This window comes from Exiguobacterium sp. s157 (assembly GCF_018618205.1).
In the GTDB taxonomy this organism is placed as follows: Bacteria; Bacillota; Bacilli; order Exiguobacteriales; family Exiguobacteriaceae; genus Exiguobacterium; species Exiguobacterium chiriqhucha.
Genome location: NZ_JACSLQ010000004.1, coordinates 179,343 through 204,932 on the forward strand (window position 1 = coordinate 179,343; position 25,590 = coordinate 204,932).

Sequence of the window (25,590 nt, forward strand, 5' to 3'; positions counted from 1 at the left end):
GTTTATGTCTAAATTGTGACTCGAACTTCTCGTTCGGCGTCAATTAACGCTCGTTCACCGGGACGTATGACCGGTTCGTCTCGCCGATGTATTCAGCGCGAGGACGGATCAAACGGTTGTCCGCGTACTGCTCGAGGATGTGGGCAATCCAGCCCGACATGCGTGAGACAGCAAAGATCGGCGTGAACAACTCTTCGTCGAGGCCGAGCGCGTAATATGTTGACGCCGAATAGAAATCGACGTTCGGTTTCAAGCCTTTTTCCGTCTCGACGAGATGATCGATTTTCTCAGACATCTCGTACCATTCCGGTTCGCCGATTTGAGCAGTCAATTGGCGGCTCATCTCTTTCAAGTGTTTCGCGCGTGGGTCGCCGTCCTTATAGACACGGTGACCGAAGCCCATGATCTTCTCACGGCGTTCGAACTTGCCGCGGACGTAGTCTTCGACTTTGTCGACCGATCCGATTTCATGAAGCATCTTCATGACCGCCTCGTTCGCACCTCCGTGGAGCGGGCCTTTAAGGGCGCCCATCGCCGCCGTCACACCAGAATAAATATCCGACAATGTGGCAACGCAGACGCGTGCCGTGAACGTCGAAGCGTTCAATTCATGGTCGGCGTGAAGGATGAGTGCCTTGTCAATCGTCTTCTCGGCGACCTCGCTCGGCTCTTCTCCATTCAACATGTACAAGAAGTTGCCCGCATAAGACAAGCCCTGTTTTGGTGCAACCGGTTGTTCGCCTTTACGAAGACGAGCGAATGCCGTCACAATCGTGGCGATTTGCGCTTGGAGACGAATCGCTTTGCGCATGTTCGCTTCCGGACTCATATCTTCAGACTCTTCATCATAAAGCGCGAGCTGTGAAAGTGCAGTCCGAATCGTCGCCATCGCATTGGCCGATTTCGGTGCCCGTTCGAGCGTCGCGATGACGTCTTCTGGCAATTTGGCTTCTTTCACGAGCGCTGCTGAGAGCTCAGTTAATTCATCTTCTTTCGGAAGGCGGTCGTTCCATAATAGGAAAACAACCTCTTCGAATGTGGCGTGGTCTGCCAAATCGTCAATCGTGTATCCTCCGTAAGTCAATTGTCCGTCGATAATCGAACTGACTTTTGAGGCCGCTGCCACAATTCCTTCTAAACCTTTTGTCGTTGACATCAATAACTCCCCCTCAGTCTTTAAAAGTGATCGACCGCATATACAGTCTGTGTGTAGGGAATAAGGGCGAGGAGTCGAAGACTCTCCCCAATCCGTTTCGAGCTCGCTCCACCCTGTCCTTTATCTAGTATAAACAATTTACTGAAAAAAAGAAATGTAAGCGTATCCAGCCGTCAAAAAATGTCAGAACCATTTTTGTAACAGGCTAAATCCACCTAAAATCAAGGCGGCGATGCCGGCTCCGACGAGCGGTCCGACCGGCACGCCTTTCATGAAACCGACGGCCAGGATGGTCCCAGCGAGCAATGCCGTCGTGACGACGGGGTCGACCCGCATCAGTTGGACCCCTTGGCCGGCGGCAAGCGCGACGAAGATTCCAGAGGCGAACGCGATGATGCCGACTGGACCTTTAATACTATTCCACAATTCCCGGAATCCGATGTCGCCGGTCGCAATCGGCACGAGGACGGCAATTGTAATAATCGTTACCCCCCAATGGATGCCTTTTGAGGCGAGCGTCGGGAACAATTGGTCGCCGAATCCGACCGCTTTAATAATCAAGAGGACGCTGCTGGCGATGATGACCGACTGGTTATGGGAGATAACCCCAATCAATACGAGCAACAGCAAGAATAAATAGGCACTCATCACACACTCTCTTTCTGAATGGAAAAAGAACCGACCTCATGAAAAGGTCGGTTCGATTGGCATTCGATTACGCGTTGTAGATTTTACCAGTAAGTGGGTCGATTGAAATCATCTGTCCGTCGCGGAACGTTGATGTCGCTGATTCGACACCGACGATAACCGGCTTGCGGAGTGATGGTCCAACGATACCGGCATGGCTCGTCAATCCACCGTCTTCTGTGATGATTCCAGCCGCTTTTTCAATCGCTGGCATCATTTCTTTATCTGTGAATGGTGCGACGAGGATCATGCCCTCTTTCGCTTTCGCATTCGCTTCGTCTGCATTGTTCGCAACGACGACTTCACCGACGAGACCACGCTCACCGATCCCACGTCCGTTTGCGAGGGCGTGACCGACGATATGAACTTTCATCATGTTTGTCGTACCAGCAGTCGCAGCCGGGATACCAGCCGAGATGACGACGAGGTCACCGTCTGTAACGAATCCAGCGTGACGAGCTGCTTCTGAAGCTTGTACCAACATCTCATCCGTGTTGTTCGGCATCGTGTCAGCCACGATTGGGTACACGCCCCAAACGAGGTTCAATTGACGTGCCACACGCTCTGACTCTGTGACCGCGATGATGTTCGCCTCTGGACGATACTTCGCTGTACGAGCAGCCGTGTAACCTGATTGTGTCGGTGTCAAGATCGCTTTCGCGTTCAAGTTGATTGCCGTGTGGGCAACCGCTTGTGAGATCGCATCCGTTACCGTGTGCTCACTGCGCTTCTGACGATCTTTGAGCAAGTTTTTGTAGTCGAGCATTTGCTCAGTACGAACAGCGATTGCTGCTTGCATTTGAACTGACTCGATTGGGTAGTCCCCTGCTGCCGTCTCACCTGAAAGCATGACTGCGTCCGTACCATCGAGGATGGCGTTGGCAACGTCAGATGCTTCCGCACGTGTTGGACGCGGGTTGCGTTGCATTGAATCAAGCATTTGTGTAGCCGTGATGACCGGTTTCCCGAGGTCGTTACACTTCTTGATCAATTCTTTTTGAACTGGTGTGACTTCTTCTGTTGGGATCTCGATTCCGAGGTCACCACGAGCGACCATCAAACCGTCAGAAATCGCCAAGATTTCGTCGATGTTGTCGACACCTTCTTGGTTTTCGATTTTTGGATAGATTTTGATGTGTGACGCGTTGTTGCGCTCGAGAAGTTGACGAATCTCAACGACGTCAGACGCACGGCGTACGAACGATGCCGCGATGACATCGATGTCTTGAGAAATACCGAACTCGATGTCGGCGATGTCTTTGTCTGTAAGGGCAGGAAGGTTCACTTTGACGTTAGGCAAGTTGACACCTTTCTTCGTCTTGATGACGCCTTCGTTTTCGATGACGCAGCGAAGGTCACGGTTCGGGAGTTTCTCAACGACAAGGAGACCAATGAGTCCGTCGTCGAGCATGATGCGTGAACCGACTTCAACGTCTTCGTACAAGCCTTCGTACGTGACTGAGAAACGATCTTTCGTTCCGACGATTTCTTCTGTCGAGACGATGATGACTTCTTTGCCTTTTTCGAGGAGTGCTTTTCCTTCTTCAAACGTATGTGTACGAATTTCAGGACCTTTCGTGTCAAGAAGTACCGTCACGACTTTACCGGCAGCTTTTGATGCTTCGCGAATGTCACGGATACGTGCGCCGTGCTCTTCATAGTCACCGTGTGAGAAGTTGAGACGAGCGACGTTCATTCCGGCTTCAATCATTTCTGGAAGACGTTTCTCTGAAGCTGGTCCAATCGTACATACAATTTTCGTTCTACGCATAAATAAAAACCTCCTAGGGGATGTATTACATTTACACACAGAAAACGGGGGGTCAACCGACCTGATCCCGTCTCTGTGGAGTTCACTGCTACTCGTTAAATCGAAAGTTGGTTCGAAAGATCAATCAACTGCATATCAATCGAATGTTTGTTATGGTCGAGCGCTTCATCGATATCAAGATCCATCATCTTACCGCCGCGGATACCGACAACACGTCCGGCTTTGCCTTCGAGTAAAATCTCAACGGCATACGCACCCATGCGGCTCGCAAGCACACGGTCAGCAGCAGTCGGGGAACCGCCGCGTTGGATATGTCCAAGAATCGTTACACGCGTCTCTGAGTTTGTCTTCTCAGCGATCATTTTTCCGATTTCTTCGGCACTGCCTGCGCCTTCGGCGACAACGACGATCGAATGTTTCTTACCGCGCGCCACACCATGGTTGATGCGGTCGACGATGGCACTCAAATCTTCTGGACGTTCTGGGACGAGGATTGACTCGGCACCACCGGCAAGACCGGCATAAAGTGCGATGTCACCTGCATCACGACCCATTACTTCGATGACGTACGTCCGCTCATGCGACGACGCCGTGTCACGGATTTTATCAATCGCGTCAAGCGCCGTATTGAGCGCCGTATCGAACCCGATTGTTGCATCCGTTCCTGGGATATCGTTGTCAATCGTTCCTGGAAGCCCGATTGTCGGGAATCCAAGTTCCGTCAACTTCTGGGCGCCACGGTAAGAACCGTCGCCCCCGATGACTACAAGCGCGTCGATATTGAATTTCTTCAACTGCTCGACCGCTTTGGCACGGCCCTCTTCCGTTCTAAACTCAGGGCAACGGGCAGAACGTAAGAATGTTCCTCCACGCTGGATGATGTCACCGACAGAACCGAGGTTCAATTCAACGAGATCTCCTTCGATTAGACCTTGATAGCCGTTATACACACCGTACACTTCTAGACCTTCGAAAATCGCTTTTCGGGTCACGGCACGGACTGCAGCGTTCATTCCGGGGGCGTCTCCCCCACTTGTCAATACCGCAATACGTTTTAAATTCACGTCACTCACCTCTTATGTGTTTTAACGAAATCTGAAAATAAAATACCATGTCTGACCTTTGTTTTACAACACAAGTATGTGAAAAAAAAGCATGGGGTATGCTCAAAAGCAGTCAACTCGTGAGTGATTTAACGTGAACGCAAAGCGATTGTTAACGTTTTCACGAGCCAATTGTGCCAATTTCATGATATTTGGCAGCGCGCCCTTGCAACAACTCGTTTTGAGTCCGTCCTCGCAACTCAGTCATGTGTTGTGCTAATACAGGCTTTAAGAGTGATGACTGTAATGACACATCGATATGGGCACCACCAAACACCTCGGTGACGACTTCATCGACAATCCCTAAATTCAACAAATCTTGTGCCGTAATCTTCATCGTTTCCGCAGCGCGTTCCGCAAGCTTCGCGTCTTTCCAAAGCAGGGCAGCCGCGCCTTCTGGTGAAATGACCGAGTACGTGCTGTTTTCAAGCATGAGCAACCGGTCGCAAACACCAATCCCGAGCGCACCGCCCGATCCGCCTTCCCCGATGACAATCGAGATAATCGGAACTTTCAACGTCGCCATTTCAAACAAGTTGCGGGCAATCGCTTCGCTTTGTCCACGCTCTTCGGCCGCTTTCCCAGGGTAGGCGCCTTTTGTATCGATGAACGTGATGACCGGACGATTGAACTTCTCTGCTTGCTTCATGAAACGAAGCGCTTTGCGATAGCCTTCTGGATGTGGCATCCCGAAGTTGCGTTTCATGTTCTCTTTCGTGTTCCGCCCACGTTGATGACCGATAATCGTCACCGGGACGCCGTCGAGTGTGGCCAATCCCGCTACAATCGCAGCGTCATCATAGCCGTGACGGTCACCGTGCAACTCGATGAAATCCGGGAACAGGCGATCGATATAATCGAGCGTCGTCGGGCGTTTCGGATTTCGCGCCAGCTGCACGCGATCCCACGGTTTCATATTCCCATAAATGTCTTTTTCTAATCGATGAAGCTTCGCTTCAAGGTGACGGATTTCACGGGATAAATCGATTCCTTTCGTCTCCGCCGTCTCACGCAACTTCCCGAGCTGTTCATTTACTTCTTTGATTGGATCAAACATGATGGACCTCCCCGCCGTGTAACACGATCATCTTCTTCAAGAACGAACGCATCTGTTCACGATGAACGACGGCGTCCAATTGACCCGCTTCTAATAGAAACTCGGCAGTTTGGAAGTTGTCTGGCAATTTTTCACGAATCGTCTGTTCGATGATGCGACGACCGGCAAAGCCGATCAACGCTCCAGGTTCGGCGACGTTCACATCACCAAGCATCGCGAAACTCGCCGACACGCCACCTGTTGTCGGATGCGTCAAGTAGGCGACATACAGAAGACCCGCCTCGTCATGTTCTTTCAAGGCGATTGACGTATTGGCCATCTGCATCAAGCTGACCATGCCTTCTTGCATGCGGGCACCGCCCGAGGCCGTGAACAAGACGACCGGCAATCCGTCTTTCGTCGCGGTCCGGACCGCCGAGGCGATTGCTTCTCCGACGTAGGCGCCCATCGACCCCATACGGAAACGGGCATCCATGACGCAGACGACGACCGGGAGCCCATCGATTGTGGCACGACCGCAAACGACCGCTTCCTCAATCCCAGTTCGTTCCCTGTCTTTTTTCAATTTATCTTCATAATCTGGAAAATCAAGCGGGTTCTCTTTGACGAGCGGTCCCGCAAATTTTTCAAACGATTGACCATCGACTAGCATATGAATCCGCTCATCTGCACTGAGCGGGAAATGGTAGCCGCAATCACACACTTTATGATTCTCGTTTAACTGTTTCGTGTAATGCATATATTTACAAGATGGACATTTCGTCATCAAGCCTTGTGGTGCATCAATCTTTGGTTCTCGTTGACGCAATGGCATATATCGTTTAGGTTTCTTGAAAAAAGCAGTCATCGCTTCCCCCTCGTTCATTCCGGCATCCCCGCCCCACGCCACATCTCCAATAATCGTCTACGTTCGTCTTCCGTATATAGGTCGCCTGCGTCCGTGCCGTCATAAAACCGGTTCACTTCGCTCCAGATTCGAATGAACAGTTCATTCTTTAATCCGAAGATGAGGTTTTGCCTGAAGGCGCGGTCCGTCTCAACGCTCGACTCGAGCAACGCGATGCGTTCCGGGGTCGGTTCGACCTCCGTCAACGCCAAGCGCTCAAGCAAACGCAACATATCGACGATGTCCGACGCCTTCGTCTGTTTCGTGACGATGAACTCTGACAAGATTTCAATGTAACGGTGCCGATCCTGTTCGCACAAAAACGTGCCGCCGCCGTGTTTCGTCTCAACAATCCCAAGGAAGCTGAGAGCCCGTAATGCTTCACGGACTGACGCACGGCTGATGGACAGCGTTTCAGCGAGTTCCCGTTCTGACGGGAGACGGTCGCCCGGCTCGAGTGCGGCCTGGACGATTAACGTTCTGATTTTAGAAATGTTTTCGTGAAATGAGGATGCGTGTTTTCCATGCATCTGACCGTTCAACTCCCTTTTGGATGGCATTATCTCTAAAGTGGTCAGACCAATTAAACAGATTATACCACTTTTTATGACTTGGTACTAGTTCCCGTGCCGGGCAATTTCGAGTCGACCCGTTTCAACACGACATCCGTATCGCCGAACCGCTGCCTCAATCCTTGCAACAATGCCTCTGTCGGATTGACGGCATATGTCGAGGCGAGTTGTTTCACTTCTTTCGAATCAGAGAATCGGCAAATGACGGGGACATCCCCTGGCGCTGTTCGCAATAGTTCTTCAAGGTCGGCGAACGACTCTAGACGCAATCGGACAAACAACGCTTGGCCGTGGAGAGGCCGGACGCGTTCGACGACGAGTTGGCGACGCCCGTCCCGTTCATTCGGATGCACCTCGAGCAAGAGGACGTTCCCGACGTAAAGTGAACGAGAGAATTGGGTGAACACGCGTGGAAAAATCACGACCTCGTCTTGCGAGACGCCGTCATCGACCATGACGACACCCATCTCTTCATTCTTTTTCGTCTTGAACGTACGAATCGCATCGACATAGACGACGATGAATCCCCGTTCGCCGTTCAACACTTCATCGATCGTCACCGTCTCAATCGAGAGCGGGGCGACCGTCGTCAACGGCGAGTGGACGATCCACGTCCCGAGTGCTTCCCGTTCTTCTTCGGACCAATTCGGCTCGATTGGTGCCGAGCGCTTCAAACCGAGTGCGGACAGCTCATCTGGGAGCAGATGCGTCTCTGTCTCCTCGCGAAGCCGTTCAACGGCCTCGAACGCACGGTGGCGATCGCCGTGATACATCCGGTCGAGGGCACCGGCTCCGAGCAGGCGCCGCAACTTCGGCTGGTCTTTCGAGCCCCACTCCATCAGTTCGAGCAGACGTTTTACGTCGGTGAATTCGGAATGGTGTTCAATCAACCGTTCGACGTCGCGTTTCGTCAAGCCTTGGACCGCCTTCAACCCGAGACGGACCCCCGGCCCTTCTAAAAAGGCCCCGGCTTGGCCATGCAGGACGTCCGGCGGATAGACGGGAATTTTCCCTTTTCGCAGCATGCGAACGAGTTGGTTCGTCTTGTCGTACGTGACGAGATAAAAAATCCGTTCGAAGTGCGCCTTCACGAAAGCCAAGCGATAACTGATCAAGCTGTAGGCCACCGCGTGTGAACGGTTGAAGCCGTAGCCCGCGAACTTCTCAATCCACGAGAATACTTGTCGCATCGAGTCGCTGTCGAACCGCTCCGACGAACGTTCCAAGAATCGACTCTTCTCGACGTCGATGGCCGCCACATCTTTCTTGGCGATGGCACGGCGAATCAAATCGGCCTCGGCATACGAGTAGCCGGCAAGTTCTCGCAGGAGGCGCATGACTTGCTCCTGATAGACGAGCACGCCGTTCGTCGTACGCATAATCTCACCGACGACCGGGTGGACCGGCTGATGCGGCATGCCATGCTTTCGCTTCGCATACGTATCGATAAACTGCATCGGACCTGGACGATAGAGCGACATCGTGACGACGATATCCTCGAACGTGGTCGGCTTCACTTGCCGGAGCGCTTGTTTCATCCCTTCCGATTCGAACTGGAAAATCCCGTCCGTGTCACCGCGAGCGAGCACCCGCAACGTCTTGGCGTCATTCAATGGAATTGTCTTCAGCGAGAACAGTTCATCCGTCTCGCGAATGAGCGTCTCCATCTGACGGAGTCTCGTCAAGTTGCGCAGGCCAAGCAAATCGATTTTCAACAGGCCGAGCGCTTCGAGATCCTTCATATTATATTGGGTCACTTGCTCCCCTGCTGTCGGCTGTAACGGGGTGACGTCATCAAGCGCGTCGCGACTGAGTACGAGTCCGGCCGCGTGGACCGAGGCTTGACGGGGCAATCCTTCGAGCTGGGCGGCGATGTGTAACAGTTGCGACCGCTTCTGACTGCCGGCGAACCATTTCATCTTCGTCGGATTGGCCAAAATCCCGGCCAACCCGTCGTCTTTCACTTGTTTGCTGGCCGCCTGCCCTTCTTCAAGCGTCAGCCCGAGCGCCCGCGCGACATCACGTAGCGCCGCTTTCGCGCCGAACGTCGCGAGCGTCCCGATTTGGGCGGCGTGGTTGGCCCCGTATTTATCGAGGACATAGCGGACGACCTCGTCGCGCCGCTCGTCTTCGAAGTCTAAATCGATATCCGGCATCGTGATTCGTTCCGGGTTCAAAAACCGTTCAAATAACAGCTCGAACCGGACCGGGTCGACCTCGGTGATGTGAAGCGCGAAACTGACGAGTGATCCGGCCGCGGACCCACGCCCCGGACCGACTTCAATGCCTTGCTCCCTAGCGTAGCGGACGATATCCTCGACGATGAGGAAATACGAGGCGAAACCGGTCCGCGCTATGACGTCGAGTTCATAGCGGGCTCGTTCGATATATTCCTCTTGGAACAAGTCGAGCGCCTTCAATCGTTCGGCGACGAGACGTTTCAGTCGGTCGATCGCATGTTCAATCTCTGGAATCGACGAGGTCGCCTCCGGCAAGCGTGTGACCGAGATGAGGGATTCGAACTCGTCCAACGCCTCAAGCTCGATCGGATCGAACCAATCGTTCATTTCACTCGGCAGTCTTACGTACTTTCCTTTCCGATGCACATCTTCTTGTGAGATGAGCTCGCCTTCACCGATGGCGACGATGGCGCGATAGGCCTCGAAATCCTCCGGTCTCATATAACACGTGTCCGGGGCCGGTACGAGTCGTGTCCCCAGTTCGTCACGCATCTCGCGTAATTGCCGGAGCATCAGCGTCTGTTCCGTCGATTGCGGCGCCGGCAACCCGAGCCACAGTCTGTCTTCATTCACATAACCGAGCAAATGGTTATAGAGGCGGCGGCGGTGAACCGGGTCGTTCGCTTTCCAGTTCTCCGGTAAGATGAGCACCGCCAGTTCGGTCGCTTCGGTCAAGCCATCGGCCTGGACGATGCGATACAGTTCGGGCACTTGTTCATTGGTCAACGCATAGACGAGAACGGAGACGTCGAATCCATCCATTCGTAGCGTCGTCCGTAATCCAATAACGGGTTTAACCGCATAGCGTTCACATAACCGGACGAATTGCGGCAAGCCGTATAACGCATCGTCGGCCAAAGCGACTGCTCGACTCCCCCGTTCGGCCATCTGGGCGACATACTGTTCGAGCCGAATCGTACTTTGCATCAAGCTATAAGCCGATCGTACATTCAAGTGGATCACAAGAGTCCCCCTTTCTTTTTTCACAATTGTCAAACTCATTTTGGCACTTGTCTGATACAATAATTATAGACAAAACTTCTCCTAAAAGGGGGTATAAACCGTATGATTATTAATCGGGGTAAAATCGCACGTGACAAGCTAGAGAATTTACAGAACGGCCAGACCGTCTTCGCCGACAGTCCGGAGATTATCGAACGACTCCGTCGTTATATCACCGAGTATCAACTCGATGTCGTCGAGGATGTGACCGACCGTGGTACGTGGTTCATTCCACAAGAAGAGGATAAACGCTGAAGAGAGCTGACCAACGGGTCAGCTCTCTTCTGTTTCGAACGTGAACGGGGCCGCGACTTCATCGAGCGCCATGATCACCTCGTCCATCTCTTCCCATTTATCGATCGTGGCACCGGCGGCCATCGGATGACCACCGCCGCGATAGCGTTTCGCGACTTCATTGATGACCGGTCCTTTCGAACGGATCCGGACACGAATCTCGTCCTTGTTCTCGACGAACATGACCCAACACTTCAGCCCTTCAAGGCCAGAGAAGCTGTTGACGAGCAGCGACGCCGCTTCCGGTGTCGCATGGAACGTGCGCAAGACGTCTGCATCGATTTTGACGTAGCCGACACCCGCGTCGGTCACATTGACGTTTTGTAAGACATAGCCTTGGAGTTGCAACGTCGCCAAATTCGTCTTATACATTTGACGATACAGCCGGTTCGTATCGATGCCATGGTTAATCAGCCCAGCCGCGACTTCGAACGTACGTGGCGTCGCGTTGCGGAACTGGAACCGTCCCGTGTCGCCGACGATTCCGGCGAACAACAAGAATGCGGACGCCTCGTCAAGTTCAAGCCCCCAAATCCCCGCAAGTTCAGCAATCATCTCTGAGGTCGAACTGACAGTCGTGTCAACGATTTGATGGGTCGCATACGCATCCTCGTCAGGGTGATGGTCAATCTTGACGACGATTTTGCCGGTCAAGGCGTGCGGCCCATCGATTCGTTCATGGTTTGCCGTATCGAGCACGATGACGAGCGCCTCTTGATACATCTCCGGTTCGACATGCTCCATCTTACCTAAAAACTCTAAATCACGGACGATGCCGCCGACGACATAGACCTGCTTTTCCGGATAGGCGACTTCAAGAATCCGCTTTAATCCGAGCTGACTCCCGAGCGCGTCAGGGTCGGGACGGACGTGTCGGTGAATCATAATCGTGTCCGCCGCTTCAATCAATTTCAATATCGTTGCTGCCTCTGGCCAATGTGCCATTGCCATTCCTCGCTTTCTTGAACACTATTCTATGGTATGATGATAACAGATTACACGTCTGAAAGGGGTTTCTTCACTTGGGTCAATTAGTTATGATCGGACTCATTCTGTTTTCGTTAGGCGCTTACTTCGTTTCCAAACGACGCGCTTATTTGACGAAGACACCGTACCGGAAAGCACTGTTCAACACGCAAGCGCTCATCTGGCTGAGCATGTTTCTCGCACTCTTCGCCGTCAACCAAATGGTTGGCGGACTCGGACTCGGCTCGACGATCGGTTGGATCGTCAGCATCGCTATGCTCGTCTTGGGTGTCGGCAACGCCATCGTCGGGTTCATTCGCTATCGTAAAATCTATCCGCTCGCTAGCGAAGAGCCAATCAACCAATCATAAGAGAAATAAAAACGAGCTGATGATGGCATCAGCTCGTTTTTTTGTTAGCGGTCAATCAATTGCGCCGTGACAAGCGCCTTGGCGACGAGTTGGGTGCCTTGTGTCATCTCGACATCGACTTTCCCGAACTTCCGGCCAAGGTCGAACACGTTGGCCGAGACGCGAATTTGACTCTCGATTTGAATAGGTTTCATAAAGTAGACCGTAATATTTTCGACGACGAGGTCGCCTTTTTTCATATGGCGCAGACTGCGGGTCGCTCCTTCGACGAGCAACGTCGTCAACACCCCTGACGATGCCGTCCCCATGTGGCTCGTCATCTGTGGAGCGACCTCGACGGTGAACGCCGTCCCGTTCGAAGCCGGATCTTCTTTCAACTGGTTCGTGATCATATTGTCGAACGTCTCGCCGACTTGCGGTTGGCGGTTGGCGAGTTGGAGCGCCTTCAACACGTCTTGGCGGCTGATGATACCGAGCAGACGGCCATAGTTATCAACGACCGGCAACATCTCGATGCCTTCCCAAACCATTTGGTGAGCCGCATTGGTGACGCTCGTCTGAACGCCAACCGTGATCGGGCTCTTCGTCATCACTTTCTCGATCTCGGTATCATGCGGCCGGTCGAGCAAGTCTTTCGCCGTGATGACGCCGACGACTTTCATCTGCTCGTCGATGACGGGATAGCGGTTATGTTTCGTCCGTTCGTTCAGTTCGTGCCACCGTTTGACCGTATCGTCCACTTTCAAATAGAACGTGTCGTGCAGCGGGATGACGATATCCGAGACGAGTAGAATCTCTTTTTTAATCAAGCGGTCATAGATGGCCCGGTTGATCATCGTCGCGACGGTGAAACTGTCATACGACGTCGAGATGACCGGCATGTGATACTTATCGGCCATCCGTTTCACTTCATCGGTCGTGTCGAATCCCCCCGTGATCAACACGGCGCCACCGGACTGGAGCACAAGTTCATGCGCCTTTTCCCGGTTTCCGATGATGACGAGTGAGTCGACGTCGATATATCGCATCATCGCCTCAAGCTTCATCGCCCCGATGACGAACTTCGAGAGCGTTTTATGGAGCCCGTCTCGGCCACCGAGCACTTGCCCGTCGACGATATTGACGACTTCTGCGAACGTCAGCTTCTCAATGTTCTCTTTATGTTTACGCTTGATGCGAATGGTGCCGACCCGTTCAATCGTCGAGACGAAGCCTAAATTCTCCGCTTCCTTGATGGCCCGATACGCCGTTCCTTCTGATACTGCCAATTCCTTCGCGATTTGGCGGACCGAAATTTTAGATCCGACATCGAGCGACTCGATATGTGCTATGATCTGTTCATGTTTTGTTGTCATGTCACGAGTCCCTTTCCTCAATACATTTTCTGTCATCCTCAGTATACTGTATCAGTCTTCCTTCTTCAAACTGTACTACTGAAAATGTGACATTTCCTTTCCGTTTTGGAAAACGGTATAATGAAACAGAACGCCAATGAACGAGAAGGAAGGGAAACGAGTTGAATCAACGAACCAACCATATTGCACAATCTTTGGCCACTAAAGGGTTAGACGCTGCTTTTGTCACGTCGAAAGCATCAGTCTTTTATTTTTCGGGAGTATATGCCGAGGCACATGAGCGGCTCATCGCCATCCTCGTCTTGAAGAACGGCACGACCGCTCTCGTCTGTCCGGCACTTGAAAAAGGCATCGTCGAGGCGAGCGACTGGAATGGCGATATCGTCACGTACATGGACCACGAAAATCCATGGGACAAAGTCGTCAAACTGTTCCTCGACCAACAGATTATCCCCGAGCGCATCGGGATTGAAGGCGAGCATTTGACCTACAACCGCGTCGAACAGCTCCGCGCCGGCTTTGCCGGTCTCTCAATCATCGACTTGACCGAAGAGCTTCAGGCGCTTCGCATGATTAAGTCTCCGGACGAGGTCCGCCTGATGAAACGCGCCGCCGAACTCGCTGATATGGCGATTGAGGCAGGGATTCGCACCTTGCGTGAAGGCGTGACCGAGCTCGAGGTCATCGCCGAGATCGAATATGCGATGAAGAAACAAGGTGTCCGCGAGATGTCGTTCGACACGCTCGTCTTGTTCGGCGAGAACAGTGCCGATCCGCACGGCGTACCTGGTAACAATCGCTTGAAGAAAGGCGACTTCGCCTTGTTCGACCTCGGTGTCATTTGGCAAGGCTACGCCTCGGATATCACGCGCACCGTCGTCTACGGCGAAGCGAGCACGAAGCAACGTGAGATTTACGAGACCGTCCTTAAGGCCGAAGAAGCCGCCATCGAGATGGCGAACGTCGGGACGACGCTCGGATCCATCGACATCGCGGCTCGCCAAGTCATCACGTCGGCCGGCTACGGCGAATACTTCACGCATCGCGTCGGACACGGAATCGGCATCGAGGTGCACGAATTCCCGTCGATGGCGGCCAACAATGATATGACGGCCCAAGTCGGGATGACGTTCACCGTCGAACCAGGAATTTATCTCCCTGGCGTCGGCGGCGTCCGCATCGAAGACGATATCGTCATGACCGAGAGTGGTCCGATCTTGTTGACGAGTTATCCGAAGACGCTCCAAGAAATCAATTGAGTCACAACAAAGACCAGCCGTACGCGGCTGGTCTTTTTCACGGTCAATAAAAGAGTCGGAACATGACGTCACGTTGCGGCACATCATTCCGTTCCATCGCTTCCAGAAATGCCTGCTTGTCATAACGGACCGACTGCGGATGGATGGCGAAGCCTGTCTCATCCCACTCGAGGATGCCGTAACGGGCCAAATCGTCACGGGCGACACCGAGCGCACCGGGATTGAAATAATGTTTCGTGTCGTCATGGAACACATGCTCCGGATGATGATGCCCGAAACAGATGACGTCCGCTTCATAAGACCCATACAACGACTGCATGTTCGAAAGTGTCGCCTCGACGATGTCATGGAACGGCTCCTCGGTGATCGGCACGTCCCGCTTCTCGCTCGGGATATGATAATGAATCCCATATACCCGCGTACCCTCGACAACGCGTTCAATCGTACGCGGCAACTTGAAGAGCGCGTCCGCATAGTCAGGCCTAAGCGTGCGCGCCACCCACTCGTGATGCGGACGGGTATGGGCATAACTGTCAGGGTGACCCGTCCCGGCCATGAGCGACAAGACAGCCTCATCATGGTTGCCGGTGATCATGTGTACACCACGGTCGAGCAGACGTGCCATCACTTCGTTCGAGTCGGGCCCCATCGCGATCATATCGCCCAAACTCCAAATCTCGTCGACCTGCTGGCGATCGAGCTCGGCCAGCACCGCGTCGAGCGCTTGGACGTTTCCATGGATATCGGTCAACATGGCCAATTTCATGCGGTTTCCTCCTTATTTTCGGTATTGATGGACGACGTTGACACCTCCGGTCACATCGATGATGGCACCTGTGACCATATCGGAATCACGGGCGAGCAGGAATAGAATCATGCGGGCGATGTCTTCGCCCGTCCCGTGTCGTCCGACCGGGGTCTGGTCGTCCGGTTCGGCCGCTTCGATTCGCATTTCTTTTTGCGCGCCGACGATATTGCCCGGGTTAATCATATTGGCTGTGATGCCGTGTGCCGCTTCCTCGAGTGCGACCGATTTCGTCAAACTGACGAGCCCGGTTTTGGCGGCCGCGAAAGCCGACCGATGAACCCAGCCTGGTGCCGTCCCACTCTCCGGGAAGCCATATGTGATGATGCGGCCGAATCGTTTTGCCCGCATACTCGGGATAGCCCGGCGCATCAGCCAAAACGAGGCTGACAAATTGCCGCTGATGACCTCGTCCCACTCCTCGTCCGTCAAATCGACGAGACACTTCCGTTCGAAGATGTAAGGCCCGGCGTTCAAGATGAGCGCGTCCGGCTCTCCGAATTTGGCCACCGCCTCTTCATAGCCACTCAGGACAGCTTCGCGGTCCGTCAACGGGGCCTCGACCATATGTAACCGTTCATGTTGCCAATCGATCGGCTTCCGCTGCAATACACTGACGTGCCAACCTTCCTCCAATAATCGTTCCGTCACAATGCGGCCGATCCCTTTCGCACCGGCCGTGATGACTACATGTTTCATCGTCATCCCTCCTCTGTATCATCTTACCCGTTCCGCTTGCCCATTTCCAAACTTCAACCTGTTCCATCAGAAAGTTGTGAAAATTTCACACATTTCTGAAAGAACCGGGCGTGAATTGAAGCAGAAGTGGTATACTATACATGTAAGCCGCACGTACATTTCAAGCGAAAGGTTGGGATTTACATGGCAATTGTCTACAAACATATTCTATCTGCCGTCGACGGCTCGAAAGAGGCCGAACGTGCATTTGAAACAGCAATCGACGTCGCACTTCGAAACGATGGCAAACTGTATATCGGACACGTCATCGATACACGGACATTCGCCACGGTTGAAGCGTACGACCGGACGATTACCGAGCGTGCCGAGACGTATGCGAAAGAACTGCTCGAGGACTACGTCAATCGCGCGAAAGAACGAGGTGTCAAAGAAGTAGAGACGGTCATCGAGTACGGCTCTCCGAAAGTGACAATCGCTAAAAAAATCGCACCGAATCACGACATTGATCTCATCATCTGTGGAGCGACCGGGTTGAACGCCGTCGAACGCTTCTTCATCGGTAGCGTCTCTGAAAGCATCGTCCGCTACTCGAAGTGTGACGTGCTGATCGTCCGCCAATAACGTTTCAAGAGGCTGGGACATAACTCAGTAGATTTATAAGAAAGAGGCCACCTGGCGCGACTCGTTCGCGCCAGGTGGCCTCTTCTCCTTTTTATGGGTTCGTACGCACATTTCGATATAAACAGATAGGGGCGACCTCTGATAAAGTTAAAGTGACCAAACCATAACTTTGGAGGTGCCCCTATGTACAAAGAGTATACCATGAACCAGTTGGTTTTGCCCCTAGATTTAGAAGTTCGGCTCCCGGAGAACGACATCGCCTTCGCCGTCCACGACCTCGTCGAACAGATCCCGGACGAGGCGTTCGAGACGTTCTGGCGAACGACGGGCTGCCCGGCCTATCACCCGCGGATGATGATGAAGATCGTCCTCTGCGCGTACACGCAGTCCGTGTTCTCGGGCCGGAAGATCGAGGGCCTTCTCAAGGACAGCCTGCGCATGATGTGGCTCGCCCAGGGACACGAGCCGAGCTATCGGACGATCAATCGGTTCCGAGTCCATCCGGACGTCGCCCCGATCCTGAAGTCCGCCTTCGTCACGTTCCGTTGCCACCTCGTCGAGGCGGGTGAGATCGACCAGGAGGCGATCTTCATCGATGGCACGAAGCTCGAGGCGAACGCGAACCGATACACCTTCGTCTGGAGGAAGGCCGTCGAGAAATACAGCGCCGCACTCGTCGAGAAGTCGAACCGGCTGTACGAGGAGCTGATGTCCGAGCAGGTCATCCCAGAGATCGAGCGCGAGAGCCCGGAGGCGCTCTCGGTCGAAGAACTCGAGGAGGTCGCGGCGCGACTCGGGGAAAAGGTCGACGCGATCGATGAGGAAATCGCGTCGACGACCGACGTCAAGGAACGCAAACGACTGCGCGCGAGACGCAAGGAACCCCGCCGCCTCCGCAAGCAGGCCTCCGACTTCGCTGCCCGGAAACGCCGATACGAGGAACACATGGCCGCCTTCGGCACGCGGAACAGTTACTCGAAGACCGACAGGGATGCGACGTTCATGCGGATGAAGGATGATCACATGAAGAACGGACAATTGAAGCCCGGCTACAATGTCCAGATCGCGACCTCGGGCCAGTACACGCTGGCGTATGACGTCTTTCCGAACCCGACCGATATGAGGACGTTGGCCCCGTTCCTCGACGAGGTCGAAACGTTCCTCGAGTTACCCGCCTACATCGTCGCCGATGCGGGATATGGGAGCCAGCCGAACTACACGGACATCCTCGAGCGCCGGGGGCGCATTCCCTTGATCCCGTACACGATGTACCGGAAGGAACAGAAGAAGAAGTGGCGCGAGAACCCTTTCAACATCTCGAACTGGGCGTACGACAGGGAATCCGATACGTTCACCTGCCCGGACGGGAGACGGCTCCCGTTCAGCCACGAATCCCGTAAGACCGACAGGGACGGGTTCGTCCGCGAGTCCCGCATGTATCTGAGCGAGGACTGCGGCGGGTGTCCGTTCCGCGACCTGTGCACAAAGGCCGAGGAAGGGAGCCACCGCCAGGTCGGTGTGAACGTGGCCTGGGAAGAACAAAAGCATATGACGAGAACGCTGCTTTCGGATGAGAAAACGGGTGCCCTCTACGCCAGACGCAAGACGGACGTGGAACCAGTTTTTGGATATCTGAAGGCCAATTTGGGTTTCACCCGCTTCTCCGTCAGGGGAAAACAGCGCGTGAGACGCGAGCTCGGCTTCGCGCTCATGGCGGTGAACCTGCGGAAGTTCATCGCCACCGTTGTCGCCCGAAGTACAAAGAAAGGGTCCGGTCACCGAAAATCGGTGACCGGACCCCTCTTTTTGATTGAAATACTTTAGAACTGGCTAGTTATGTCCCAGCCTCTTTCGTGTGTAGTCGCTTATGGCATCAGGTTATCAATCGGTCGAACCGTCTCAGCCGCCAAATTACTGAACTCGCGAAGGTAATCGAGGTATCGATCGCCACCATAATTATAGAGTTGGTTATACATCCTGACGACGACGGTTCGATAAGCAGGAATAACCAATAGCAATGGCCCGGTGTTCCCAAGAATTTGATACGACCCAGCTGGTACAGCCTCCCCTAGTTCGCTCCACGCTTTCGGCTCGCCTTGGACATACCAAAACAGCCCGTTTGTCGGGAACGTTGAGTTGGGATATGCGGGACTTTGAATCGATGTCGCGAGACGAATCATTTCTTTCGGCACAATCTGAACTCCACGATGACGTCCGTTATTCAGATGAAGATTGCCCCATTCCGCGAATTCTCGCGCAGTCGTATGTAGGTTCGACCCCATTCCATCATCAAAAGGATACAACTTATACGACGCTTCCTCGTCAGGATCGTCAATGACTTTGACGAAACTCGGTGCCGCATCGGTCGCCCATTCCGTCCGCGAGAGTCCCATCGGCTGAAACACCCGCTCTCTTAATAAGTGAGTGAAGTCATATCCGTATAACCGTGTGAACTACTCACCACTTATTTGCTTCGCGAATTGAAGTGGGAGCTTCTTGGGAAGACCGTGCTTTGACCAGCCACGATTATGGGCCAAGCTCGTCGGGCAGTCCCTGCCCTGAGGTGTTTCAGTTGGCGAGGCGCAACAGGTTGAGGCTCGCGTTGACTTCGCGGTCGTGGTGCGCGCCGCACGCGGCACACGTCCACTCCCGAATTTGTAAGTCTTTCTTGCCGCCGTTCTCGCCACAGCTCGAACAGACTTGGGTCGAGGCGAACCACGGGTCGGCCTTGATCAGCGTCCGGCCGTAGAATTTACATTTATATTCGAGTTGTCGGACGAACTCGCCCCACCCGGCGTCCCCGATTGATTTCGCCAGGCGGCGGTTTTGCATCATCTCCCTCGGCTTCAGCGTCTCGACCACGACGACTTGGTTCTCGTCGACGATGCGTCGCGACAGCTTGTGGAGGAAGTCGTGCCGGCGGTTCCGTACCTTTTCATGCTTTTTAGCCAAAAGGAGCCGGGCCTTCTCGCGGTTCCGGCTGCCGGGCTTCTTGCGGGCGAGGGCGCGCTGCGCTTGTTTGAGCCGATCTTCGGCCTGTCGCAGGTTGCGCGGGTTCGCGATCTTCTCCGTGACGAAATCGTCGTTCGTCATGGTGGCGAAGTGTTCCAGCCCGAGGTCGATCCCTATGTTGTGCTCGGCCGGGCCCCACGGCTCGTCATCCTGCTCGACGAGGAGCGACACGAAGAACGTGCCCGTCCTCGTCATCGACACGGTCGCCGAGCGGATCTCCCCGTCGAAGCCGCGATGCTGTGTGAACCGGATGAACCCGACCTTCGGCAGACGGACTTTTCCCGTCTCGATGCGGATCGTGCCGTGCTGGTTGTTCGTCGTGTAGGACGCGCGCGATTTCCGTCTCGACTTGAACACCGGGAAGCCGGCCGTCCCGGCGAAGAACTTCGCGAACGCCGCGTCGAGGTGCAGCTTCGCGTTCGCGAGCGCGAGGCTGTCCGCCTCGCACAGGAACGGGAACAGCGGCTTGTAAGAGGCCGGTGTCGGCGGTTTCCGCCTCGGTCCGCCTGCCGCCTTCGCCTCCTCGTGGATGGTGATGCGGTCCTCGAGCAGCTTGTTGTAGATGAAGCGGGCGCAGCCGATCGTCTTGATCAGGAACTCGGCCTGCGTCGCCGTCGGGTGGAGCCGATATCGGTAGCCCTTCAGCATGTCCGTCCCTCCTTTGCCCGGTACCAGGATGATGCTTGTCCCATTCCGATACCCGCGGAGGGGGCGAGGAAATCTGACGGAATCACGAACTTTTGTTCGTCGTCCTGTCACAGCGGTGGCCAAGGGCGTCGGGGACGGGCGATTCATCTCCTACCTACGCTGGGCCGTGCCCCGAGACGCTTAGAGGAGGGAGAATTCTCGCCTAATTTAGTTAAAAAAGGGCCACCGCAAATGCGATGGCCCCTCGTTCACGTATTATAACACTTTGACAGTAACCGTCTTACGACCGAAGTTGAGGGCCGCACTTTGTGAGTACATCAAGATGTCGATTTTGTTACCTTTGATGGCGCCGCCTGTGTCAGCCGCTGTGTATGTGCCCATCAACTTCCCGCCGACGTACACTTGTACTTTCTTACCGAGCGGAATGACGCGCGGGTCGACAGCGACGACGTTACGTTTTTGTGCCCGTACGTTCCAGCCTAATGCCGTAACGCCTGAACATCCTTTGCAGTACGGTGTGTAAGCCGATGCGTTCATCGTATATGTTTTCACACTAGCCTTCGCGACCGTTTTCTTCACGGTGCGTAAGTACTTTGTAGCGATCCAACCTGACTTGCCTTTGTAGTTGACGCGAATCCAAGCTCCTTTTGAGCCAGTGCGTTGAAGTTGTTGTCCTTTATTGATTTTCCCAATCACTTTACCGCTGAGCGTCCCTGCCGAGCGGACGTTCAATCCGTTGACTTGGCTTTGTACGTAAACTTTTGAAGACGCCTCAACTTGTTGTTGGGGTAAGAGCATAGCGAGTGTCATGACCGTCAGTAGTAAGACCGTTCCAATTTTTTTGAGCATGTGGTTTGTCCTCTCCTAGTCGGTTTGTTCGTTGTAAGTTCGTGTTGTCGAATCTGTGGTGCTGTTCCAGTTGAAACATGTCGTATCGATTACGGAATGTTTCGTCCAGATAACTATATGACGAATCGTATGACCGTGCGTTTACAACTAAAATTCATTTGAGTGTCAGCTAAGTTACGATTACATTACAAAACCGCCATCTTTTAAGGGAAGATGACGGCTTTGATAAAAATCTTTAGGTTTCGTCATATTAATTCCCAATTAAAGGGATTAATATATCTGCTTTGTTACGGAAACCATGTTTTCTTACGTCAAATGTTACAAACGAGCACTTTCGATTCGGCCCATCGTCACAAAACCATCTCATGCCGTATGCCAAAAGCACTAAAAAAAGCCCGTCCCGTATGAATACGGAACGGACGTTGTAACAGCTTAAACGTGTGATTCGACGAGGTTGGCGATGCGAACAGTATCGCGTGCGATGACCAATTCTTCGTTCGTCGGGATGATGATGACTTTGACCGGTGAGTGCGGGTAGTTGATGAACAACTCTTTGCCGCGTGCTCCGTTGTTGAGTGATGGATCCCAGTAGACGCCCATGAACTCAAGGCCACGAAGGATGCGCTCACGGATGACGTCAGAGTTTTCTCCGACACCAGCTGTGAAGATGATTGCATCGACACCGTTCATCTCTGCCGCATATTGACCGATATAGCCGTGGATGCGGTTCGAGAAGATTTTGAGCGAGACTTCGGCACGGTGGTTGCCTTCAGCCGCTGCTTGCTCGATGTCACGCAAGTCACTCGAGATACCCGAGAGACCGTAGACACCTGACTCTTTGTTCATGACGTTCAATACGTCTTCAGCCGACTTGCCAGTCTTCTGCATCAAGAACGGGATGAGGGCCGGGTCAAGTGATCCCGAGCGCGTTCCCATCGTGATTCCTTCGAGTGGCGTGAAGCCCATCGTCGTGTCGATCGAACGACCGCCGGCAACCGCTGCGATTGATGCACCGCTACCGAGGTGGCATGAGATTAAACGAAGGTCTTCAAGCGGACGACCGAGAAGCTCTGCCGCACGTTGCGTGACGTACTTGTGGCTCGTTCCGTGGAAACCGTACTTCCGGACGCCGTGCTCCGTGTAGTACTCGTACGGAAGGCTGTACAAGAAGTTCTCTTCCGGCATCGACTGGTGGAACGCCGTGTCGAAGACCGCGACTTGCGGTACGTTCGGTAAAATCGTTTGGAACGCACGAATCCCCGTCAAGTTTGGCGGGATGTGGAGCGGTCCGAGTTCGACGAACGATTCGATGTTCTTCATGACTTCATCGTCGATAACGACCGAATCCGCGTACAACTCTTTTCCGTGAAGGACACGGTGACCGACGCCTGCGATTTCGTCGAACGACTGAATGATATCAAGGTCAATCAATTTTTCGAGCGAGAGCTCGACCGCTTCTTTATGTGAATGAAGCGGTGTGACGATATGGAACTTTTGTCCTTCGCCATATTTAATCGTGAAGATCGCATCTTCTTTTCCGACACGCTCGACGAGCCCGACGGCGAGCATCTTCTCAGATGGCATTTCGAGAAGTTGGAACTTTAATGACGAACTACCTGCGTTGACTGCCATAATTTTTGTCATGTCATACACCTCTTACCTTTCGATTTAAACACGAGTCTTTATCTGTTCTCTTAAAAACCGATAACTGTATCATAATGAAGATACTTGATATGGCATACGTTTTTCAAGTCTTTTGCCCAATAAAAATTATGTTGTTTTAAACCAATCGTCAATCTGTTTCACAATATTGGCAACAGCACGCACATCCGTGAACGATGGCAACTCGACGAGGAGTGCTTGTTTCGGGCGTTTGACGCCTTCCCCAAGCTTTTGTAACATCAATAGGCTTTTCGCATATCGCTCGTCTTTGAACATCGTCGTCGGTAATTGAAGAACACCTTTGACGACAGCCTCACGGTCCATCCACTGTTTTAATTTCCCTTCGTCATCCTGTTCAAACAAATTGTTCGGGATGACAAAAATCCCGTGACCGCCTGGTTTCAAGTGACGCATCGCCTGCTCGATCAACAAGAAGTGCGAGTAAGAATGGCCTTCATCCCGTTTCAAGGCGTAGCCAGACGCCATGTCATCGTTCGGATAATAGCCGATCGGCAAATCGACGAGTGCCAAGTCGCTCGGCTCGACGAACAGCGGTGCGAGTGCGTCTTGATGGAAGTACGATACCGGCTTCCCGAGCAGGTTGCTGATTGCGTAAGACAGACGCAGCATCGTCTCATCGACTTCGACCGCCTGTGCGGTGGCATCTTTCAATTGTGTCAACACGGCGTGGACGAGTGTCCCCGTCCCGCTACCGAGCTCGAGCACGTTCGCCCCGTCCTTGACGAGTTTCGTCGCCAAGTACCCGATGAACAGGCTGACGGCGTCCGGCGTCGGTTGATGGTTCGGCGGGAGTGTCGTCGTCTCCTCGAGGACGAGCAGACTGACGGCTTTGCGGACATCATCCGTTTTCTCCTGTTCGACATTGACTCGCTCAAACACTTCAATCAATGCCTCGAGCGGCAATAAGTCAAGGTCTGTCGTCAGCTTCTTCGCTTCTTTCTTCCAATCCCGATACAGTTGTTCAAATCGTTCCATCTTCGATCATCCTTTCCATACAAAACCGGCCCTCTTGTGGAGAGCCGGTCGGTTCACTTCTATTAGTGTAAGCGATTCGTGGTCGTTTCGCCAAGCGAATCAGTTCGCAGCGTCAAACGCCTCGAGCGCCGCATCGAAATCAACTTCCTCAGTCATCTCATCCATGTACTGGACGTACTGGACCGTACCGGCCGAGTCGATGACGAATACCGAACGTGCGAGAAGACGGAGTTCTTCCATCAATACGCCGTACGATTTCGCGAACGATTGGTCGCGGTGATCCGATAACATGACGACATTATCAAGTCCTGACGCCGCACACCAGCGACGCTGTGCGAACGGTAAGTCGTTTGACACCGTCAAGACGGTACCGCCGAGCGATGACGCCTTCTCGTTGAATGCGCGTGTTTGCGTGTCACAGACACCTGTGTCGATCGATGGAACGACACTAATCAATTTCTTGCCTGGGTATGACGCGAGCGTCACCTCTTCAAGTGCCGTCGTGAGCGCTGTAAAGTCCGGTGCAGTATCTCCGACTTTGACCGGGTTCCCTTGCAGTGTAACGGTATTGCCTTTAAATGTTGGCATCGTTTCATCCCCTTTTGCATGATTTATACTTCTTCATCATAGCGATGGCGCCGTCTCGATGACAAGCATCCTGCCTCAGACGGCCTGATTGTGATTTTCCCTATATCGAGCGTCTAAAACGCTGTATAATGAAAGAGACTCAATTGACAAAGGGGATGACTAGGATGAGAAACAACGTTTTTTTGTACCATCGTAACGTCAACGACTTTACAAAAGAAGTAAAGAAATTAATCGAAATCGGTGAGAAATACGGCTTCAACGTCGTCAATCGTCCTGAAGACGCCAACATCATCGTCGCCATCGGGGGAGATGGCGCGTTCTTGCAGGCCGTCCGCTATACAGGATTCCGTCAAGATGCTATCTACGTCGGGTTTGGCCGCGGCTTGAACGAGTTTTATTGCGACTTCGATATACATAAACTCGACGAAGTCGATCGCTTGTTCTCGGACAACAGCGCCCGTATCGAAGCCGGTCTCGAAGTGCGGAAATACCCGCTCTTGTCGGCATCCATCAATGAATCGACTCCGATGCTTTGTTTGAACGAAGCCTCAATCAAGTCGAGTATCATCAAATCGCTCGCCATCGAAGTGTACATCGACGACCTCCATTTCGAGACGTTCCGCGGTGACGGCATGGTCGTCTCGACACCGACCGGCTCGACAGCGTACAACAAATCACTCGACGGCGCCATCGTCGACCCGCTCATCCCATGTATGCAAGTGAGCGAGATCGCCTCAGTGAACAATAATCGTTACCGCACGCTCGGCTCGTCGTTCATCGTGCACGACTCACGCAAACTCTCGCTCCGCATCGTTGAGGACGGGAACGACTATCCGATTATCGGCATGGACAACGAGGCGCTCAGCTTGAAGTATACAGACCGCATCGATATCGAACTGTCTGACCAGGTCATCAAGACGGTCAAACTGAAAAACAACTCGTTCTGGCACAAAGTCCAACGCTCATTCTTCTAAACGACAAAAGGCTAGCC

At 53.3% G+C, this 25,590-nt stretch carries 23 protein-coding genes and 1 pseudogene; 6 read left to right on the plus strand and 18 right to left on the minus strand.

Translation table 11 applies throughout. The features are described 5' to 3' along the window. Nucleotides 1-43 precede the first annotated feature (43 nt). The 8 genes from citZ to dnaE all read right to left on the minus strand — a co-directional run bounded on the left by citZ (nt 44) and on the right by dnaE (nt 10,435). Entirely contained in the window at nt 44-1,156 is a 1,113-nt protein-coding gene (gene citZ, locus KNP67_RS09680) for a citrate synthase (RefSeq protein WP_021065623.1), read from the minus strand. 183 nt (nt 1,157-1,339) lie between these two features. Continuing rightward, nucleotides 1,340-1,804: a DUF441 domain-containing protein gene (locus KNP67_RS09685; RefSeq protein ID WP_021065622.1), complete on the minus strand. Its 465-nt coding sequence runs from the start codon at nt 1,802-1,804 to the stop codon at nt 1,340-1,342. 67 nt (nt 1,805-1,871) lie between these two features. Beyond that, nucleotides 1,872-3,614 (minus strand): pyruvate kinase, encoded by a 1,743-nt coding sequence (gene pyk, locus KNP67_RS09690; protein ID WP_021065621.1) that lies wholly within the window; start codon nt 3,612-3,614, stop codon nt 1,872-1,874. Nucleotides 3,615-3,709: 95 nt separating this feature from the next. Then, nucleotides 3,710-4,678, minus strand: coding sequence for a 6-phosphofructokinase (gene pfkA, locus KNP67_RS09695; RefSeq protein WP_029595181.1), 969 nt, complete (start codon nt 4,676-4,678; stop codon nt 3,710-3,712). A gap of 160 nt (nt 4,679-4,838) precedes the next feature. Further along, entirely contained in the window at nt 4,839-5,774 is a 936-nt protein-coding gene (locus KNP67_RS09700; RefSeq protein WP_021065619.1) for an acetyl-CoA carboxylase carboxyltransferase subunit alpha, read from the minus strand. Continuing rightward, complete coding sequence (accD, locus tag KNP67_RS09705) at nt 5,767-6,621, minus strand: acetyl-CoA carboxylase, carboxyltransferase subunit beta (RefSeq protein WP_214756540.1); 855 nt, start codon at nt 6,619-6,621, stop codon at nt 5,767-5,769. The genes KNP67_RS09700 and accD overlap by 8 nt, the downstream gene beginning before the upstream one ends. 14 nt (nt 6,622-6,635) lie before the next feature. Next, the gene (locus tag KNP67_RS09710; protein ID WP_021065617.1) at nt 6,636-7,190 is read right to left on the minus strand and encodes a FadR/GntR family transcriptional regulator; all 555 of its coding nucleotides are present in this window, start codon (nt 7,188-7,190) and stop codon (nt 6,636-6,638) included. A gap of 74 nt (nt 7,191-7,264) precedes the next feature. Next, complete coding sequence (gene dnaE / locus KNP67_RS09715) at nt 7,265-10,435, minus strand: DNA polymerase III subunit alpha (RefSeq protein WP_242678921.1); 3,171 nt, start codon at nt 10,433-10,435, stop codon at nt 7,265-7,267. Nucleotides 10,436-10,537: 102 nt separating this feature from the next. Between dnaE and KNP67_RS09720 the strand changes: the two genes are divergently transcribed. Further along, nucleotides 10,538-10,729, plus strand: coding sequence for a YtzJ family protein (locus KNP67_RS09720; protein ID WP_021065615.1), 192 nt, complete (start codon nt 10,538-10,540; stop codon nt 10,727-10,729). Nucleotides 10,730-10,747: 18 nt separating this feature from the next. On the opposite strand, the gene KNP67_RS09725 is transcribed toward KNP67_RS09720, so the two are convergent. Further along, nucleotides 10,748-11,713, minus strand: coding sequence for a DHH family phosphoesterase (locus tag KNP67_RS09725; RefSeq protein WP_131471297.1), 966 nt, complete (start codon nt 11,711-11,713; stop codon nt 10,748-10,750). 77 nt (nt 11,714-11,790) lie between these two features. On the opposite strand from KNP67_RS09725, the gene KNP67_RS09730 reads away from it, so the two are divergent. Next, nucleotides 11,791-12,105: a YtpI family protein gene (locus KNP67_RS09730; protein ID WP_235045157.1), complete on the plus strand. Its 315-nt coding sequence runs from the start codon at nt 11,791-11,793 to the stop codon at nt 12,103-12,105. A gap of 44 nt (nt 12,106-12,149) precedes the next feature. Here KNP67_RS09730 and KNP67_RS09735 read toward each other — a convergent pair whose 3' ends face one another. After that, nucleotides 12,150-13,460 (minus strand): DRTGG domain-containing protein, encoded by a 1,311-nt coding sequence (locus KNP67_RS09735; protein WP_021065612.1) that lies wholly within the window; start codon nt 13,458-13,460, stop codon nt 12,150-12,152. A 161-nt stretch (nt 13,461-13,621) separates the two neighbouring features. Between KNP67_RS09735 and KNP67_RS09740 the strand changes: the two genes are divergently transcribed. Beyond that, nucleotides 13,622-14,719 (plus strand): M24 family metallopeptidase, encoded by a 1,098-nt coding sequence (locus KNP67_RS09740; RefSeq protein WP_029595176.1) that lies wholly within the window; start codon nt 13,622-13,624, stop codon nt 14,717-14,719. Between the two features lie 43 nt (nt 14,720-14,762). On the opposite strand, the gene KNP67_RS09745 is transcribed toward KNP67_RS09740, so the two are convergent. Together KNP67_RS09745 and KNP67_RS09750 are read right to left on the minus strand one after the other, a co-directional pair. Then, nucleotides 14,763-15,485 carry a metallophosphoesterase family protein gene (locus KNP67_RS09745; protein WP_029595175.1) on the minus strand — a complete coding sequence of 241 codons (723 nt, stop codon included), beginning with the start codon at nt 15,483-15,485 and terminating at the stop codon, nt 14,763-14,765. A gap of 12 nt (nt 15,486-15,497) precedes the next feature. Continuing rightward, nucleotides 15,498-16,223 (minus strand): SDR family oxidoreductase, encoded by a 726-nt coding sequence (locus tag KNP67_RS09750; RefSeq protein WP_021065609.1) that lies wholly within the window; start codon nt 16,221-16,223, stop codon nt 15,498-15,500. A gap of 183 nt (nt 16,224-16,406) precedes the next feature. Between KNP67_RS09750 and KNP67_RS09755 the strand changes: the two genes are divergently transcribed. Further along, complete coding sequence (locus KNP67_RS09755) at nt 16,407-16,844, plus strand: universal stress protein (protein ID WP_021065608.1); 438 nt, start codon at nt 16,407-16,409, stop codon at nt 16,842-16,844. A gap of 183 nt (nt 16,845-17,027) precedes the next feature. Further along, nucleotides 17,028-18,668, plus strand: a complete 1,641-nt coding sequence (locus KNP67_RS09760) for an IS1182 family transposase (protein WP_251130843.1) — start codon at nt 17,028-17,030, stop codon at nt 18,666-18,668. A gap of 41 nt (nt 18,669-18,709) precedes the next feature. On the opposite strand, the pseudogene KNP67_RS09765 reads toward KNP67_RS09760, so the two are convergent. The 6 genes and pseudogenes from KNP67_RS09765 to tpx all read right to left on the minus strand — a co-directional run. Further along, nucleotides 18,710-19,276: pseudogene (locus tag KNP67_RS09765) on the minus strand (serine hydrolase); the annotation flags it as partial. A 136-nt stretch (nt 19,277-19,412) separates the two neighbouring features. Continuing rightward, nucleotides 19,413-20,504, minus strand: a complete 1,092-nt coding sequence (locus KNP67_RS09770; RefSeq protein ID WP_214756541.1) for an RNA-guided endonuclease TnpB family protein — start codon at nt 20,502-20,504, stop codon at nt 19,413-19,415. Between the two features lie 255 nt (nt 20,505-20,759). Continuing rightward, on the minus strand, nt 20,760-21,353 hold the full coding sequence (locus KNP67_RS09775) for a 3D domain-containing protein (protein ID WP_021065606.1): 594 nt from the start codon (nt 21,351-21,353) through the stop codon (nt 20,760-20,762). Nucleotides 21,354-21,785: 432 nt separating this feature from the next. Further along, entirely contained in the window at nt 21,786-22,997 is a 1,212-nt protein-coding gene (locus tag KNP67_RS09780) for an acetate kinase (RefSeq protein ID WP_021065605.1), read from the minus strand. 126 nt (nt 22,998-23,123) lie between these two features. Continuing rightward, the gene (locus tag KNP67_RS09785; RefSeq protein WP_058764001.1) at nt 23,124-24,011 is read right to left on the minus strand and encodes a class I SAM-dependent methyltransferase; all 888 of its coding nucleotides are present in this window, start codon (nt 24,009-24,011) and stop codon (nt 23,124-23,126) included. Between the two features lie 99 nt (nt 24,012-24,110). Continuing rightward, nucleotides 24,111-24,599, minus strand: a complete 489-nt coding sequence (tpx, locus tag KNP67_RS09790) for a thiol peroxidase (protein ID WP_021065603.1) — start codon at nt 24,597-24,599, stop codon at nt 24,111-24,113. Between the two features lie 155 nt (nt 24,600-24,754). Here tpx and KNP67_RS09795 point away from each other — a divergent pair, with 155 nt between their 5' ends. Next, a complete protein-coding gene (locus KNP67_RS09795; protein WP_031199840.1) occupies nt 24,755-25,573 on the plus strand; it encodes an NAD kinase in 819 nt (272 codons plus the stop codon). Nucleotides 25,574-25,590 lie beyond the last annotated feature (17 nt).

Bases quoted from the DNA above. Each gene is read 5' to 3' on its own strand.
- citZ (WP_021065623.1), bottom strand. From the start codon at position 1,156: ATGTCAACGACAAAAGGTTTAGAAGGAATTGTGGCAGCGGCCTCAAAA.
- KNP67_RS09685 (WP_021065622.1), bottom strand. From the start codon at position 1,804: ATGAGTGCCTATTTATTCTTGCTGTTGCTCGTATTGATTGGGGTTATC.
- pyk (WP_021065621.1), bottom strand. From the start codon at position 3,614: ATGCGTAGAACGAAAATTGTATGTACGATTGGACCAGCTTCAGAGAAA.
- KNP67_RS09700 (WP_021065619.1), bottom strand. From the start codon at position 5,774: ATGTTTGATCCAATCAAAGAAGTAAATGAACAGCTCGGGAAGTTGCGT.
- accD (WP_214756540.1), bottom strand. From the start codon at position 6,621: ATGACTGCTTTTTTCAAGAAACCTAAACGATATATGCCATTGCGTCAA.
- KNP67_RS09710 (WP_021065617.1), bottom strand. From the start codon at position 7,190: ATGCATGGAAAACACGCATCCTCATTTCACGAAAACATTTCTAAAATC.
- KNP67_RS09720 (WP_021065615.1), top strand. From the start codon at position 10,538: ATGATTATTAATCGGGGTAAAATCGCACGTGACAAGCTAGAGAATTTA.
- KNP67_RS09725 (WP_131471297.1), bottom strand. From the start codon at position 11,713: ATGGCACATTGGCCAGAGGCAGCAACGATATTGAAATTGATTGAAGCG.
- KNP67_RS09735 (WP_021065612.1), bottom strand. From the start codon at position 13,460: ATGACAACAAAACATGAACAGATCATAGCACATATCGAGTCGCTCGAT.
- KNP67_RS09745 (WP_029595175.1), bottom strand. From the start codon at position 15,485: ATGAAATTGGCCATGTTGACCGATATCCATGGAAACGTCCAAGCGCTC.
- KNP67_RS09750 (WP_021065609.1), bottom strand. From the start codon at position 16,223: ATGAAACATGTAGTCATCACGGCCGGTGCGAAAGGGATCGGCCGCATT.
- KNP67_RS09755 (WP_021065608.1), top strand. From the start codon at position 16,407: ATGGCAATTGTCTACAAACATATTCTATCTGCCGTCGACGGCTCGAAA.
- KNP67_RS09760 (WP_251130843.1), top strand. From the start codon at position 17,028: ATGTACAAAGAGTATACCATGAACCAGTTGGTTTTGCCCCTAGATTTA.
- KNP67_RS09770 (WP_214756541.1), bottom strand. From the start codon at position 20,504: ATGCTGAAGGGCTACCGATATCGGCTCCACCCGACGGCGACGCAGGCC.
- KNP67_RS09775 (WP_021065606.1), bottom strand. From the start codon at position 21,353: ATGCTCAAAAAAATTGGAACGGTCTTACTACTGACGGTCATGACACTC.
- KNP67_RS09780 (WP_021065605.1), bottom strand. From the start codon at position 22,997: ATGACAAAAATTATGGCAGTCAACGCAGGTAGTTCGTCATTAAAGTTC.
- KNP67_RS09785 (WP_058764001.1), bottom strand. From the start codon at position 24,011: ATGGAACGATTTGAACAACTGTATCGGGATTGGAAGAAAGAAGCGAAG.
- tpx (WP_021065603.1), bottom strand. From the start codon at position 24,599: ATGCCAACATTTAAAGGCAATACCGTTACACTGCAAGGGAACCCGGTC.
- KNP67_RS09795 (WP_031199840.1), top strand. From the start codon at position 24,755: ATGACTAGGATGAGAAACAACGTTTTTTTGTACCATCGTAACGTCAAC.